General features: G+C 52.2%; 15 protein-coding genes and 1 pseudogene. 9 read left to right on the forward strand and 7 right to left on the reverse strand.

The features are described from left to right. Window positions 1-178: 178 nt before the first annotated feature. From FYJ35_RS14730 to FYJ35_RS08815, 3 genes and pseudogenes are all read left to right on the forward strand, one after another. Window positions 179-859, forward strand: coding sequence for a TetR/AcrR family transcriptional regulator (locus tag FYJ35_RS14730; RefSeq protein WP_235906472.1), 681 nt, complete (start codon window positions 179-181; stop codon window positions 857-859). 18 nt (window positions 860-877) lie between these two features. Continuing rightward, window positions 878-1,545 (forward strand): annotated as a pseudogene (locus FYJ35_RS08810) (hypothetical protein). A gap of 1 nt (window position 1,546) precedes the next feature. Then, window positions 1,547-1,969, forward strand: coding sequence for a DUF2871 domain-containing protein (locus tag FYJ35_RS08815; RefSeq protein WP_235906474.1), 423 nt, complete (start codon window positions 1,547-1,549; stop codon window positions 1,967-1,969). Between the two features lie 123 nt (window positions 1,970-2,092). Here the strand turns inward: FYJ35_RS08815 and FYJ35_RS08820 are convergent, their stop codons facing one another. Together FYJ35_RS08820 and FYJ35_RS08825 are read right to left on the reverse strand one after the other, a co-directional pair. After that, window positions 2,093-3,520 (reverse strand): MATE family efflux transporter, encoded by a 1,428-nt coding sequence (locus tag FYJ35_RS08820; protein ID WP_154525631.1) that lies wholly within the window; start codon window positions 3,518-3,520, stop codon window positions 2,093-2,095. Window positions 3,521-3,642: 122 nt separating this feature from the next. Then, a complete protein-coding gene (locus FYJ35_RS08825) occupies window positions 3,643-3,843 on the reverse strand; it encodes a hypothetical protein (RefSeq protein ID WP_154525633.1) in 201 nt (66 codons plus the stop codon). Window positions 3,844-4,005: 162 nt separating this feature from the next. Between FYJ35_RS08825 and FYJ35_RS08830 the strand changes: the two genes are divergently transcribed. The 6 genes from FYJ35_RS08830 (at window position 4,006) to FYJ35_RS08855 (ending at window position 8,971) form a co-directional block, all read left to right on the forward strand. Further along, window positions 4,006-5,010: a permease gene (locus tag FYJ35_RS08830; RefSeq protein WP_154525635.1), complete on the forward strand. Its 1,005-nt coding sequence runs from the start codon at window positions 4,006-4,008 to the stop codon at window positions 5,008-5,010. A 70-nt stretch (window positions 5,011-5,080) separates the two neighbouring features. Further along, on the forward strand, window positions 5,081-5,479 hold the full coding sequence (locus FYJ35_RS08835) for an ArsR/SmtB family transcription factor (RefSeq protein ID WP_154525637.1): 399 nt from the start codon (window positions 5,081-5,083) through the stop codon (window positions 5,477-5,479). 54 nt (window positions 5,480-5,533) lie between these two features. Continuing rightward, window positions 5,534-6,589, forward strand: a complete 1,056-nt coding sequence (arsB, locus tag FYJ35_RS08840) for an ACR3 family arsenite efflux transporter (RefSeq protein WP_154525639.1) — start codon at window positions 5,534-5,536, stop codon at window positions 6,587-6,589. 27 nt (window positions 6,590-6,616) lie between these two features. After that, on the forward strand, window positions 6,617-6,844 hold the full coding sequence (locus FYJ35_RS08845; protein WP_154525641.1) for a thioredoxin family protein: 228 nt from the start codon (window positions 6,617-6,619) through the stop codon (window positions 6,842-6,844). Further along, window positions 6,841-7,287 carry an arsenate reductase ArsC gene (locus FYJ35_RS08850; protein ID WP_154525643.1) on the forward strand — a complete coding sequence of 149 codons (447 nt, stop codon included), beginning with the start codon at window positions 6,841-6,843 and terminating at the stop codon, window positions 7,285-7,287. Before FYJ35_RS08845 ends, FYJ35_RS08850 begins: the two co-directional genes overlap by 4 nt. A 388-nt stretch (window positions 7,288-7,675) precedes the next feature. Further along, window positions 7,676-8,971: a glycoside hydrolase family 27 protein gene (locus FYJ35_RS08855; protein ID WP_154525645.1), complete on the forward strand. Its 1,296-nt coding sequence runs from the start codon at window positions 7,676-7,678 to the stop codon at window positions 8,969-8,971. Between the two features lie 51 nt (window positions 8,972-9,022). Here FYJ35_RS08855 and cytX read toward each other — a convergent pair whose 3' ends face one another. The 5 genes from cytX to FYJ35_RS08880 form a co-directional block, all read right to left on the reverse strand. Then, window positions 9,023-10,216: a putative hydroxymethylpyrimidine transporter CytX gene (gene cytX, locus FYJ35_RS08860; protein WP_235906476.1), complete on the reverse strand. Its 1,194-nt coding sequence runs from the start codon at window positions 10,214-10,216 to the stop codon at window positions 9,023-9,025. Further along, window positions 10,197-11,048: a bifunctional hydroxymethylpyrimidine kinase/phosphomethylpyrimidine kinase gene (gene thiD, locus FYJ35_RS08865; RefSeq protein ID WP_154525647.1), complete on the reverse strand. Its 852-nt coding sequence runs from the start codon at window positions 11,046-11,048 to the stop codon at window positions 10,197-10,199. Before thiD ends, cytX begins: the two co-directional genes overlap by 20 nt. A gap of 16 nt (window positions 11,049-11,064) precedes the next feature. Beyond that, window positions 11,065-11,577 (reverse strand): energy coupling factor transporter S component ThiW, encoded by a 513-nt coding sequence (gene thiW, locus FYJ35_RS08870; protein ID WP_154525649.1) that lies wholly within the window; start codon window positions 11,575-11,577, stop codon window positions 11,065-11,067. A gap of 27 nt (window positions 11,578-11,604) precedes the next feature. Next, window positions 11,605-12,237: a thiamine phosphate synthase gene (gene thiE / locus FYJ35_RS08875; RefSeq protein WP_154525651.1), complete on the reverse strand. Its 633-nt coding sequence runs from the start codon at window positions 12,235-12,237 to the stop codon at window positions 11,605-11,607. A gap of 108 nt (window positions 12,238-12,345) precedes the next feature. Further along, window positions 12,346-13,179 carry a hydroxyethylthiazole kinase gene (locus tag FYJ35_RS08880; protein ID WP_154525653.1) on the reverse strand — a complete coding sequence of 278 codons (834 nt, stop codon included), beginning with the start codon at window positions 13,177-13,179 and terminating at the stop codon, window positions 12,346-12,348. Window positions 13,180-13,325: the final 146 nt, after the last annotated feature.

Genomic DNA, 13,325 nt, shown 5'->3' on the forward strand with positions numbered 1-13,325 from the left:
TCAGGACAGACATTTCTATATAGCCAGGAATGGTTCCGTGCGTGATCAACGGCACACGGACCGCTCCTGGCTATTTGCTGTCTGAATACGGATATCCCATGACAGATGTTTTTTGGAAATGCTTGACAGGAGGGAATGTATCGCTTAAACTGAACAACGTTCAGTATGAGGAGCTGCGATGAATACGATTGTCACATCAAGAGAAGAGATTCTGAAAGCGAGCCGGAAGCTTGCGATGGAAAAAGGCTGGAAGGCTGTTAGTATCCGTTCTGTTGCGGCGGCCTGCGGGGTTTCGGTCGGGGCGATCTACTATTACTTCCCGTCCAAGACGGCGCTTCTGACCGACACAGTAGAGAGCGTCTGGTATGAAATCTTCCATGAACCGGGTGATCCTTCAGTGTTTGAGAATACAGAGCGCTGTGTCAGATGGGTATATGCGCGGATGGAGGCTGGAAGCAGAGAATACCCGGATTTTTTTACGCTCCATTCGCTGGGATTCATGCAGGGAAAAAAGGCTGGGAAGACAGAAGAAGCGGCTGGAGCAGGCTTGGGCGGGAAGACAGAGGAAGCAGCTGGAGCAGGCTTGGGCTTGGGCGGGAAGGCAGAGGAAGCGGCTGGTACGGCTGACAGCGGAAAGACAGCGGGAACCGAGAGGATGCATCAGACCTGGCTGCATATTCAGGATGGGTTCTGTCAGGTACTGAAGCAAGACAGGAAGGTGCGAAGAGATGCATTTTCCAGCCGGTTTACAGCGGAGCAGTTCGCAGGAATTCTGTTTTCCCTGATGCTCGCGGCACTGGTGAGGAAAGACTACAATCCGGAACCGGTTCTTGAAGTGGTCCGGAGAACATTGTACTGAAGAAAAGGAGAGGTTGCGATGCAGGCAGTAATGGAAACGACATTTGATCTCGTTTATCTGATTTCAGTCATCACCATCGGGATTCTGATGGTCAGAGCGAGCAGTGGGAAAAGCAGACAGTTCACAATTTTTGGGTGGATGGCCATCATCCTTGGCGGAGGCGATTCCTTCCATCTGATTCCGCGGGTGATCGCGCTTTGCACGACTGGACTTGACCACTATACGGCTGTTCTGGGCGTCGGAAAGGTAGTCACATCTGTGACGATGACGATCTTCTATGTTCTGCTCTACTATGTGTGGCGGGAGCGTTATCAGATCAGGCAGCACAGGAGCCTGACAGGGATCGTATATCTTCTGGCCGCGGCGAGGATCGTACTCTGTCTTCTGCCGCAGAACCAGTGGACAGCGGAAAATCCGCCTGAAGTCTGGGGGATCTGGCGGAATATCCCATTTGCCCTGCTCGGTATAGTTGTCATCATCCTGTTCTTCCGAAGCGCAGGGGGAGACAGGATCATGCGTTCCGCCATCTGTGGCTGACGATCGTGCTGAGCTTCGGCTTCTACATCCCGGTTGTCCTGTTTGCATCAAGAATACCGCTGATGGGTATGCTGATGATCCCGAAGACCTGCGCTTATATGTGGACCGTTCTGATCGGATATAAGGCAATGAGAAAGGAGATCAAATAAGATGGAGAGCCTGAAGAGATATATCCATACAGCGATTTTCTACGCTTTGATGGCGATGGCGGGCGGCGTGTTCTACCGGAAGTTTGCGAAGTACAATCACTACACCGGCAGAACAACTCTGGCGTTTGTCCATACTCATTATTTCATCCTGGGCATGCTGTTCTTTCTGCTTCTGCTTGTGCTGGAAAAGAGCTTTTCCCTCACAGATCAAAAGACCAGACGCATCCTGACAGCCTATCATGCCGGGCTGAATCTGACAGTTGTGATGCTGCTTGTTCGCGGTATCCTGCAGGTGAAGGAAGCAGCCATATCTAAGGCAATGGATACGGCTGTCTCCGGTCTGGCAGGAATCGGTCATATCGTACTGTGTGTCTCCCTGATTCTGCTCCTTTTAAGAATCCGGAAGTGTATCGGAGCTGAGTGATGCAGGTGAAGCGGAGCATCAGTCCTTGACGGGAGGCATCCGGCGGCTAGGGGCTGAGGTTATAAAGCTGCGGTGTAGAGCAGAAATCTGAAGCTTTCTGCGGGGCAGGTCCTGTATGCAGGGTTATGTACAGCTGGCCTCCTGGGTGAAAGTGTCTTTTTCAGCTGTTTTCTCCAGATGATGGATCTCGGATGAGACAAACAGAAAGCCGGTACCGGCAGCGATTACATCTGAAATGACTGCAGCCCAGAGCATCGTCACAATACTTTTTGATACAGCCGCGATCAGAATGGACGTGGGGACAAATATGATGACATCCCTCAGAAGCGCCAGAATAGTGGCCTTTACACTGTTTCCGGCAGCCTGGAGGATGATGGCAGCTGATTTAATATAGCATGTCAGGATAATACCGCCGAGGAAGATGCGGATACATAACCTGGCGTATTCCATGTACTCTGTGGTATTGTGGCTGCCGAACAGGGAAATCACCAGATCTGGAGCCAGTTCGAAGATCAGAAAGGCAGTCACGCCGACGCTGATCACAAGTTTTGTAATGTATTGTACGGTTCCCTTGACTCTCCGGACATTGCCGGAGCCGATGTTGTAGCCGATGATCGGCTGACCGCCCAGGCTGATGCCGATTACAATTGAAACGACAATTCCAAAGACTTTCATGACGATACCAATCACTGCCAGCGGAATTACTGCACCAAAGGCTTTGCCTGTGCTCGCATACGTCTGATAACCATACCTTGTGAGCAGATTATTATTGACAGCAATAATCACAACAATTGACAACTGAATGATCAGAGATGCCATCCCGGTCTGGATGACATTTTTGACCGTCGAAGCCTGCAGGCGGACAGATTCAGGGGTGATCCTGAAGTTTCTTGATCTTCCCAGATATACGATGCTCATTGCAAACGTGATGATCTCGCCGGCCACTGTCGCGATGGCGGCTCCCTTTACACCAAGACCAAGCGGAAAGATGAACACCGGATCCAGAATCAGGTTTGCCAAAGCACCGGTCAGCGTACATACCATAGCATACCGGGGGGCGCCGTCTGCCCGGATCGCACCATTGAGCCCCTGCCCGATCATATAGCAGGGAATTCCCATGCAGATGATATGATAGTAATCATTCGCATACTGGTAACACTCTGTTTCCTCAGGATCTCCTCCGAACAGAGCCAGAATCTGAGGCTGGAAGAGAAACCCAATCAGACATATCGCCAGGGCGGAAACGATCAGTACGATTAGTCCATTCCCGATGATCCGGTCAGCCTTCTTCTTATTTCCCATGCCGAGTGCAATACTGAATTGAGCTGCGGCACCATCTCCGACCAGCAGGGCGATGCCAAGGGCAAATACCGTAAACGGATAGACAATATTCGTTGCCGCATTGCCGTAAGCCCCCGCCGGACTCCAGCCTATGAATATCTGATCGACAATATTGTACAGCGCGGCGACGACCATACTGATCACGCAGGGAATGGAAAAACGTCTGATCAGCGTTCCTATTTTTTCGTGTCCAAGGTCCAGTTCCTTCATTTTTATCACTCCTTTGAAGACAAAAAACAGCCAGAAGCGTAAGTCCGTAACTGGACTTACGCTTCTGGCTGCTCATTACGCGGATGATTCTATCACGTTTGTCTGGGGCACGTAAGTGTTTTTTACCTGCGGAATGCTTTCCCGTATGTGTCTGTATCTTTCAGAAGAATCAACATCAGGATGGACGGACCGGCAATGACACCAGGCGTCATTCCTTCGACAAACATCTTAAAGGCGCCGCCGATGAATCCCTCAAGGAAGCCGAGGAGCGAAAGAATCAGGCAGAGTAACGACAGGATGAGAAATGCTTTTCTGTTATTCATGCGGAAATCTCCTTCTGGTATAAGACGGGAATCTGGGCGGCTTCGCAACCAGCCATGACACCGCCAACATATCAGATTAAAAGGCGGTCTTATCACATTGACAAGTAAGAATGTGAGAACTATAATCTTTCACATAGATGAATACGAATGTGAGGGGATCGTATGGGGAATTTGATTCAGAACGAAATCCTGGGGCTGAAGTGGCTGAACCGGCTGGTCGGCCGCGCACTTTCAGCCATCGGGCTGGATCTGTCCGGAAGGATCGGCGGGAGCATCCAGTTTTTTTTCTATGATGTCATCAAAATTACAATCCTGCTCTGTGTGCTGATCTTTGTGATTTCGTACATACAGAGCTTTTTCCCGCCAGAACGGAGCAGGCAGATCATGGGAAGGTTTCATGGAATCTGGGCCAACCTGATCGGGGCACTGCTCGGGACGGTGACGCCGTTTTGCTCCTGCTCCTCGATCCCGATCTTCATGGGATTTACCAGTGCAGGCCTTCCGCTCGGTGTGACATTCTCATTTCTGATCTCCTCTCCGATGGTAGACCTTGGAAGCCTTGTCCTTTTGATGGGCATCTTCGGATATCGGATTGCCCTTGTCTATGTAGCTGCGGGGCTTCTGATTGCGGTAAGCGGGGGGACCCTGATCGAACACCTGTATATGGAGGATCAGGTTGAGGACTTTATCCGGAATGCCAGCTTGGCAGTAGACATTACAGCTCCGGATCTGACCATCCGGGACAGAATGATCTATGCGCGGGATCAGGTTGCATCAACGTTCCGTAAGGTTTTCCCGTATATCCTCCTCGGAGTCGGCATTGGCGCGGTGATCCACAACTGGATTCCGCAGCATGTGGTCGAGACTGTCCTGGGAAACAGGAATCCCTTTGGTGTGATTCTGGCAACACTGGTCGGCGTTCCGATGTATGCGGATATCTTTGGGACAATCCCCGTGGCGGAGGCGCTTCTGTCCAAAGGCGCACTGCTTGGAACCGTGCTCAGTTTTATGATGGCGGTCACAACCCTGAGTCTCCCATCGCTGATCATGTTGAGAAAGGCCATCAAGCCGAAGCTGCTTACAGCGTTCATTGTCATATGTATCGCGGGAATTATCATCGTCGGGTATGGATTCAATCTGTTCCAGGGCGCGCTGACAGGGATCTGATTCTGCTGTAATGGATGCAAGGGAGACAGGCAGCTAGGGAATAAGCCAGGAAATAAGGAGGTAAGCGCATATGAATGCAATGGATGCCGCGCTGATCTGCAGGGCGCTGGGGGATTCCAACCGGATCCAGATCGTGGAGCTGCTGATGAACGGGGAAATGTGCGGGTGCAGGCTGCTGGAGCATTTCCAGATTGCACAGCCCACACTGTCCCATCATATGAAGGTTCTGGCAGAGTGCGGCCTTGTGAACGGGAGGAAGGAGTGGAAGAATACCTACTATTCCCTGAACTGCGATGTCCTGACCGCATTTCGTGAATATATTGATCATCTGAACTGCGGGAAAGCCTGCAGACAGAAAAGCGAAGACAGAGGTTGCTGCGGTGAGGGAAATCCAGATCAAGTCTGCCGGAGCAGGGAGAAAACCACCGGAGGCTGCTGCGATCAGAAGCAGGCAGACCAGTGCAGATAAGACCTATTTTGAAGCGAGAAAGGATATAGGGAGGTTGCAGGAGAGATGCCAAAGATGATGAAGAGACAGAACGAGGGAATCAGCTTTTTTCAGCGGTACCTGACCGTATGGGTACTGCTGTGCATGGTAGCGGGGGTACTGGTCGGACATTTCCTGCCGTGGGTTCCCAGGTTTTTGGGGAAGATGCAGGTTGCCGGGATCTCGATCCCGATTGCGGTGCTGATCTGGATCATGATCTACCCGATGATGATTAAGGTGGATTTCCAGAGTATCAGGGAGGTCGGCAGAAATCCGAAAGGACTGTTTGTAACCTGGATTACAAACTGGCTGATCAAGCCTTTTACCATGTATGGTCTGGCGTATCTGTTCCTGTTTGTAGTGTTCCGGCATTTCATTGCACCGGAGCTTGCAACCCAGTATCTGGCCGGAGCAGTTCTTCTGGGCGCGGCGCCGTGCACTGCGATGGTTTTTGTATGGAGCACACTGACGCATGGGAATCCCGCCTACACTGTGGTACAGGTTGCGACCAATGACCTGATTATCCTTGTGGCATTCGTTCCGATTGTAAAGTTTCTGCTTGGGGTATCGAGGGTTTCGGTGCCGTACAGCACTTTGTTTGTCAGCATCCTGCTCTTTGTCGTGATTCCGCTTGCTGCAGGGATCGTGACGAGGGTCGGGATTACAGGACGAAAGGGCAGGGACTATCTGGAAAATGTGTTTGTCCATAAATTTGACCATGTCACTACAATAGGTCTGCTCCTGACGCTGGTGATCATCTTCGCATCTCAGGCAGAGGTAATTCTCTCCAACCCGGTGCACATCATCCTGATTGCGGTGCCGCTTATCATCCAGACATTCCTGATCTTTTTTATCGCTTACGGAGCAGCGAAGCTGGTGGGACTTCCATATGACATTGCCGCACCTGCCGGGTTGATCGGGGCATCCAATTTCTTCGAACTGGCGGTTGCGGTTGCCATCGCGCTGTTCGGGACAACAAGCCCGGCAGCTCTTGCAACCACGGTGGGGGTGCTGACAGAGGTTCCGGTTATGCTGACACTGGTGAAAATCGCGAACAGGACACAGAGCCATTTTCAAAAGCGGCAGGCATGAGCCTGAAAAAAGAAGGAGGATAAAGCGATGAACATCAAGGTTTTAGGAGGAGGCTGCAGCAAGTGTGAGGCACTGCTGGAGAATACAAAGAAGGCTGTGCAGGAAAAGGGGATCGAGGCGGAGATCGAGTATATCACCGATTTCAGTATCATCGCCGGGTATGGCATAATGAGTACGCCGGCACTGATGATTGACGGGAAGGTCGTCTCGACAGGACGCGTCCTGAATGCGAAGCAGATCGGAAAGCTGCTATGAATCAGCAGGGGAGGAAACCGAGGGTCGGATTTATCTGTACACATAATTCCTGCCGCAGCCAGATTGCAGAAGCACTCGGAAGACACCTGGCCGGGGATGTCTTTGAAAGTTATTCAGCGGGAACAGATATCAAGGACAGGATCAATCCGGATGCAGTCCGTCTGATGAAGGCACAGTACGGAATAGACATGATAAAGGAAGGGCAGCGCAACAAAACGTTGGATGCCCTTCCGGAGCTTGATATTGTGGTTACGATGGGATGCGGGGTGAAGTGCCCGTATCTTCCCTGTAAGAGACGTTTCGACTGGGGACTCCCGGATCCGACCGGAACCTCTGACGGAGAATTCATGGAAGTCATCCATCAGATTGAGAAAGAGATCGGTCTATTGAAGGACCAATTGAAAGGGAACCATCAGGATTCGGTTCCAGAGGCTCCTTTGTAACGGCCGGGTAGAGTCCACCGATCAGTGATCGCAGACCATCGCATCGAAGCACTTCAGAGCGGGGACTCCCATCGCCAGGATCCAGCTTGATGCACTTGCTTTTATTGTGAATCATATGGTGCAATGACAATAAGTGCAGAGGAGCATGCAAACCAGCTCCGCGAACAGGAGGTATAGGATGGGCTTCCTTTTTGTGTTATTTGCTGGATCAGTAGGATAAATCAATTCCCACGTGTAAAAGCTGATATTTCATAGCCATCCGTGAGCGAGTCATCCCTCTTCAGGTCGAGATAATGATACAATAAAATTGACAGGTGTGTATCGTCACCCGAGAATGTGTAATGTTTCGAAAGGAATGAGTCTGAATTGGCTGGAAAGGGAAAGGAATATGAGACTCAGAAAAGACAATGCGGCGCTGCAGCCTCCGATGGGATGGAATAGCTGGGACTGCTTCGCAGCAGGAGTAACGGAGAAGCAGCTTCTTGATAATGCGGCTGGACTGGCTCAGCTGAAGTCCTGTGGCTGGGAATATGTGGTCTGTGATATACAGTGGTCAGAACCGCTGGCAGCGAGTGAGAAAAATCAGGGTGTTGTGTATCGGAAGTTCGCACCGCTCACGCTGGATGCATGGGGGCGTCAGATCCCGGCACCAAACCGGTTCCCGTCTTCTGCAGACGGAAAAGGTTTTGCTCCAATCGCCGACAAAGTTCATGCCATGGGGCTGAAGTTCGGCATCCATATCATGCGTGGTATTCCGAGACAGGCAGTTCATGAGCGGCTGCCGATCTTTGGAACCAATGCGACAGCGGATGAGGCAGCTCGCCCGGATTCGATCTGCTGCTGGAACGGCGATATGTACGGTGTTGACCCGGCGTCCGCCGCAGGGCAGGCGTATTATGACTCGATCTTCCAGCTGTATGCAGACTGGGGAGTGGATTTTGTGAAGGTGGATGACATCTGCCATGAGCATCTCTATGTGGATGATCCATACGGGGCAGCAGAGGTAGAAATGATCCGCCGCGCGATCGACAAGGTCGGGAGACCGATGTGCCTGTCTCTCTCGCCGGGACCGGCGGTGATCGAAAAAGCCTGGCATCTGGAGCATTATGCCAATATGTGGCGCATCACCGATGATTTCTGGGACGACTGGAAGCTTCTTCTGGATATGTTTGACCGCTGCGAGCTGTGGCAGGGGCACGGAAAGCCGGGATGCTGGCCGGACTGCGACATGCTGCCGCTGGGAAAGATCGGTACAGGATTCGGCCAGCCGAGAAAGACGAATTTCACGCATGCGGAGCAACGCACGCTGATGACACTCTGGTGCATTTTCCGCTCACCGCTGATCATGGGTGGTGACCTGACACAGCTGGATGACTGGACACGGTCGCTTCTGACCAATGAGAAGATTCTTGCGGCGCAGCAGACTGGCAGGGAACCGGAGCAGATGGAGCGGGATGAAAAGCATGCTGTCTGGACGAGCCTGACGCAGGAAGGCGGACGGTATCTGGCGCTTTTCAATCTTGACAATAAAACACAGACGGTATCAGTGTCTCTTTCTGATCTGGAATTTGCCGTGCACAGCGCAGAGGATCTGTGGGGCGATACACCGGCCACGCTTTCAGGAAGCTGCATTCAGGCAGAGCTTCCGGCGCACGGCGCGGGAATGTATCTTCTGCAGAAGTGAGGCAGATTGATGGCGCAGCACCGGCTGTGGATGTCATCCACAGCCGGCAGGTCAGGCAAATTTCTGCGCGAGCAGGCAGATCAGGATTGTCAGAAGCATGTCCGGCAGGGTATTGCCAAGGGGCAGATCAATCGTCATCAGAATGCGGTAAAGCACAAAGCCGATGACCCAGACGATCAGATTCCGCAGATTTATCTTCTCGGTATAGTGATCCTTTTTCAGAATAAAATAGTCTGCAATTTGGATGGCAATCATCGGTGCGAAGACAGAGCCGATCAGGTATAGGAAATCGGTGATGTCATCCATATTGAAGAGGGCGGCGCCAAGTGTCCCAATGATTGTGACGATGGCGGCAGCCCTCTTTCCTTTTCCGTGCAGGAAGCCGCCCAGAGATTCGGTGGAGATGCCGGCAGACCAGGCATCCAGAAATGTGGTTGTGACAGTGGAGAGAATCAGGATCACCAGGGCAGCGATCCCAAGACCTGCCTTTGCCATAATGCCTGCGATATCGGACTGACCGGTAAAAAGTGCAGCACTCAGCCCGATCATATACATCCAGATGGAGACAAGACCATAAACCAGAACACTTGCCAGTGTTGCACGTCTGGGCGATTCAGCTTCTCTGGTGTAATCGCTGATCAGCGGCAGCCAGGAAAGCGGCATTGCGACGGAAAGCTCCACAGCCGCACCAAAAGAGATGGAAGACTGGCTGGATTCCGGGAGAATACCATGACCGAAGATGACACCACTTAGGAGGAGCGTCAGGATGAAGAGCGCGGTCATCGAAATCCAGTTGATCCAGCCCAGGTTAGTGAGACCGACCAGAATCCATAGCAGAATCATGCCGCCAATGACCAGTGCCCAGACCCAGATGCCGGCTTTGTAAAGTTCATTGATGGCTCCTGCGCCATCGTAGATCATGATGGCCGTCCACCCGACGAGCTGGAGAATATTCAGAAGGGCGAAGAAGACTCCTCCAATACGGCCAAAGCTCATCCGGGTTGTTTCCATGGCACTTCGCCTGGTGAGCCCGCCAATGATACCTGCAAAGTACATCATCAGACACCCAATCAGATGCCCGGTCAGGATCGCTGCAAGACCCTTCCGGAAGCCCAGCGGGGCGAGGTACGTCCCGGTCAGAATCTCGGCGATGGAGACACCGGCCCCAAACCAGACAAGACCGGACTGGAGAGTTGTCATGTGGAAACCGCCGGCTGCTCTGCCGTTATTTGTCTGTTTGTTCATGTCCTGCTTCCTCCTGTTCTTTCTGGAAATGGGCATCTTCCATGTAGGTGCCGGTGAAACAATATGCGTGGTTCATCGGGCCGCTGCCGTGGCCAAGATCCAGCATGGCTGACAAGGCACCACTGATATAGTCCTTGGCTCTCTGGACAGAGAGATCCAGACCGAAGCCTTTTGCCAGATTTGCGGCGATCGCACTAGACAGGGTGCAGCCGGTCCCATGGGTGTTCGGGTTGTTGATACGCTTCCCCCTGAACCAGCGGAAGCTATCATCTCTGTACAGGAGATCGTTGGCATCACTGACCTTATGACCGCCTTTGCAGAGCACAGCGCAGTGATACCGATCACTGATGCATGCCGCGGCCGCGACCATTTCATCCTCGGAGCGGATCGGCATCTTTGAAAGCACTTCAGCTTCCGGAATGTTGGGTGTCAGGATGGTAGAGAGGGGTAAAAGCTCCTGTTTCAGGGTTACAATTGCATCCTCGCTGATCAGCCTGGCTCCGCTGGTCGCGACCATGACAGGGTCGACAACGATGTAAGCCGGTCTGTAATGCCGGAGCCGCTCCGAAATTACCCGGATCAGGCTGCTGTCGGATACCATGCCGATCTTCACAGCATCCGGGAAGATATCGGTGAAGACCTCATCCAGTTCTTCTTTCAGGAATTCCGGCGTCGCATTCATGATGGCTGTGACGCCAGTTGTATTCTGTGCAGTCATGGCTGTGATGGCGGACATTGCGTACACCCCATTGGCCATCATAGTCTTGATATCCGCCTGGATGCCGGCGCCGCCGCTCGAATCTGAGCCAGCGATTGTCAGTGCAGTTTTCATTCATTTGCCCCTTTCACTATTCAGATAAAACCTGGTGCATATACTGCAGTGCTTTTGTCCTGTCCAGAATGGAAACCAGAATGGCAGCCAGAAGTGTTCCGCCTGCCGTACTGATGAAAAATGGAAGGACATAGGTAAACAGAGCCGCCTGCTTGTTTCCCATCAGCAGAACAGCAACAGGAAAGGCGAGCATACCGCCGAAAAGACCGGTTCCGAGGACCTCAGCAAGATAGGTCGGAATGTATTTCTTTGTGGCCTTAAACATCAACCCGCAGCACAGAGCACCGACCATGCTGCCGGGGAATGCCATCAAAGAGCCGGTTCCCATCAGGTTCCGGATGAGAGAAGCGACGAATGCAATTGCGACACCCCAGCCGGGACCCAGAAGAATAGCGGACAGAATGTTAACCATATGCTGAATCGGAAAACATTTTGATGCGCCGACAGGAATGTAGAACCCGGAGAGGACGATGATCACAGCGACAAGAAGTGCGGATGTCACCAGTTTTTTCAGTTGTTCATGTTTCATGATGTCTCCTTTCTATCACCATATTTGTTACAGGCGGCTGCTGAGCCGGAGCAGCTTTCTGCATGATGCCCCGATCTGATCGGAAGCAAAGATACCGGAGATGACTGCGACGCCGGACAAACCCAGGTGACGAAGTTCCCCAATGTTCTCTTCTGTGATTCCGCCAATCGCACAGACTGGAATGTGAACCGCATAAGTGATATCGCGATATGTCGATCGATCGATCGGCCGGGCATTTTCCTTGGTGTGAGAGCCAAACGCAGCTCCACATCCCAGATAGTCTGCCCCCAGTCGTTCAGCCATCAGTGCTTCCGCGACATTGTGAGCAGTCGCTCCGATGATCTTGTCCGGACCCAGGAGCGCCCGGGCTTTTTGAACAGACATATCGTCCTGACCGACATGTACGCCGTCTGCGCCTGAACGAAGGCAGATTTCGGGACTGTCATCAATTAAAAGCGGAACATGATATCTGTGGCAGAGTACTCGGAGAGAACAAGCCTCCTTCAGAAACTGTTCAGGATCCATGTGTTTTTCCCGCAGCTGCACCATCGTGATGCCTGCTGCAAGTGCTTCCTCGACCACATCCTCCAGAGACCTGCCTGACAGCCATCTCCGGTCAGTTACTGCATACAGCCTCAGCATCTGCTGATCAAATTTCATCGATTTCCCTCCTTTCTACACAGGTTTTTGGTGCCCTTGACCTGTCTGCGCCGCGTCTTTTTCAATGCAGGCTGTGGGAGCACACGGCTTCCGCTACACGTACGATTTTCACAGCCCGGCTGTGCTGACGATATCGATCAGGCGGCTGCGGAATTCCATCGTTCCATGACGGGAAGATGCCTCCATCTCGGCTTCAGCCTGGCTGGCAAGACTGCTGTACACTTCAACAGTTTTATGAACAAGTGAGGCGATTTCTGCGGTATCTGTCAGACGAAGTGCCCGCTCGCCGGGAATAGCAGGCGGAGTCATGGACCCTGCCAGAGCGGCACCAAGAAATGCTGACAGCATACAGCCGCTCCCCGTGATTCGTTTCTGAAGAGGCGTTCCTGTATGACTGACAAGAACCTGATCTTTACTCACTGTGATGTCCGTATCACCTGTAACAGCAAGAACCGTATCGTATCTCTCCGCAAGTTTCTGCAGAAGCGCAGGCTCCAGACAGATGCCGGCTTCCTCCACGCCACGGGATGGGTATGACATCCCGAGCAAGGCAGCCATTTCCGACTGGTTGCCGCGGATGCAGGTCAGATGAAGATTTTCGAGTAATGTCTGCAGAATTCGCCGCCGGAATTCGGAAGCACCAGCGCCGACTGGATCCAGGATCAGAGGATGGCCAAGAGCGTTGGCTTTCTTCCCGGCGGCCAGCATCGCCTCAAGTTTTGATTCAGAGGGCATGCCGATGTTCAGGACAGTTGCGTCAGCCAGCTCTGAGATTTCTGCAGCCTCCAGTGGAGAGTCCGCACAGATCGCAGCAGCTCCTGAAGCGAGAACCAGATTGACGACATCGTTCATCGTCACAGGATTCGTGATCAGGTGGATCAATGGCTGGGTGTTGTGTATTTTTCTGAAGATTGCTGTTCCTTTCACTGAGGAAAACGGCATAAAAAAACCTCCCGTATCAGTGATATGCTACCCCCAAGTAGGACAATGAAATATAAAACCTACTTGGGGGTATTTCTATGTCTAGGAAAAGCAAAATTGATCCGATAGAAAAAGTAAAGATCATTGAACGGCTACTGGCAGAAGAG

Source organism: Porcincola intestinalis, from assembly GCF_009696445.1.
Taxonomy (GTDB): domain Bacteria; phylum Bacillota; class Clostridia; order Lachnospirales; family Lachnospiraceae; genus Porcincola; species Porcincola intestinalis.

What these genes read in the sequence shown, in the direction of transcription:
- FYJ35_RS14730 (WP_235906472.1), top strand. Translation starts at nt 179, where the DNA reads ATGAATACGATTGTCACATCAAGAGAAGAGATTCTGAAAGCGAGCCGG.
- FYJ35_RS08815 (WP_235906474.1), top strand. Translation starts at nt 1,547, where the DNA reads ATGGAGAGCCTGAAGAGATATATCCATACAGCGATTTTCTACGCTTTG.
- FYJ35_RS08820 (WP_154525631.1), bottom strand. Translation starts at nt 3,520, where the DNA reads ATGAAGGAACTGGACCTTGGACACGAAAAAATAGGAACGCTGATCAGA.
- FYJ35_RS08825 (WP_154525633.1), bottom strand. Translation starts at nt 3,843, where the DNA reads ATGAATAACAGAAAAGCATTTCTCATCCTGTCGTTACTCTGCCTGATT.
- FYJ35_RS08830 (WP_154525635.1), top strand. Translation starts at nt 4,006, where the DNA reads ATGGGGAATTTGATTCAGAACGAAATCCTGGGGCTGAAGTGGCTGAAC.
- FYJ35_RS08835 (WP_154525637.1), top strand. Translation starts at nt 5,081, where the DNA reads ATGAATGCAATGGATGCCGCGCTGATCTGCAGGGCGCTGGGGGATTCC.
- arsB (WP_154525639.1), top strand. Translation starts at nt 5,534, where the DNA reads ATGATGAAGAGACAGAACGAGGGAATCAGCTTTTTTCAGCGGTACCTG.
- FYJ35_RS08845 (WP_154525641.1), top strand. Translation starts at nt 6,617, where the DNA reads ATGAACATCAAGGTTTTAGGAGGAGGCTGCAGCAAGTGTGAGGCACTG.
- FYJ35_RS08850 (WP_154525643.1), top strand. Translation starts at nt 6,841, where the DNA reads ATGAATCAGCAGGGGAGGAAACCGAGGGTCGGATTTATCTGTACACAT.
- FYJ35_RS08855 (WP_154525645.1), top strand. Translation starts at nt 7,676, where the DNA reads ATGAGACTCAGAAAAGACAATGCGGCGCTGCAGCCTCCGATGGGATGG.
- cytX (WP_235906476.1), bottom strand. Translation starts at nt 10,216, where the DNA reads ATGAACAAACAGACAAATAACGGCAGAGCAGCCGGCGGTTTCCACATG.
- thiD (WP_154525647.1), bottom strand. Translation starts at nt 11,048, where the DNA reads ATGAAAACTGCACTGACAATCGCTGGCTCAGATTCGAGCGGCGGCGCC.
- thiW (WP_154525649.1), bottom strand. Translation starts at nt 11,577, where the DNA reads ATGAAACATGAACAACTGAAAAAACTGGTGACATCCGCACTTCTTGTC.
- thiE (WP_154525651.1), bottom strand. Translation starts at nt 12,237, where the DNA reads ATGAAATTTGATCAGCAGATGCTGAGGCTGTATGCAGTAACTGACCGG.
- FYJ35_RS08880 (WP_154525653.1), bottom strand. Translation starts at nt 13,179, where the DNA reads ATGCCGTTTTCCTCAGTGAAAGGAACAGCAATCTTCAGAAAAATACAC.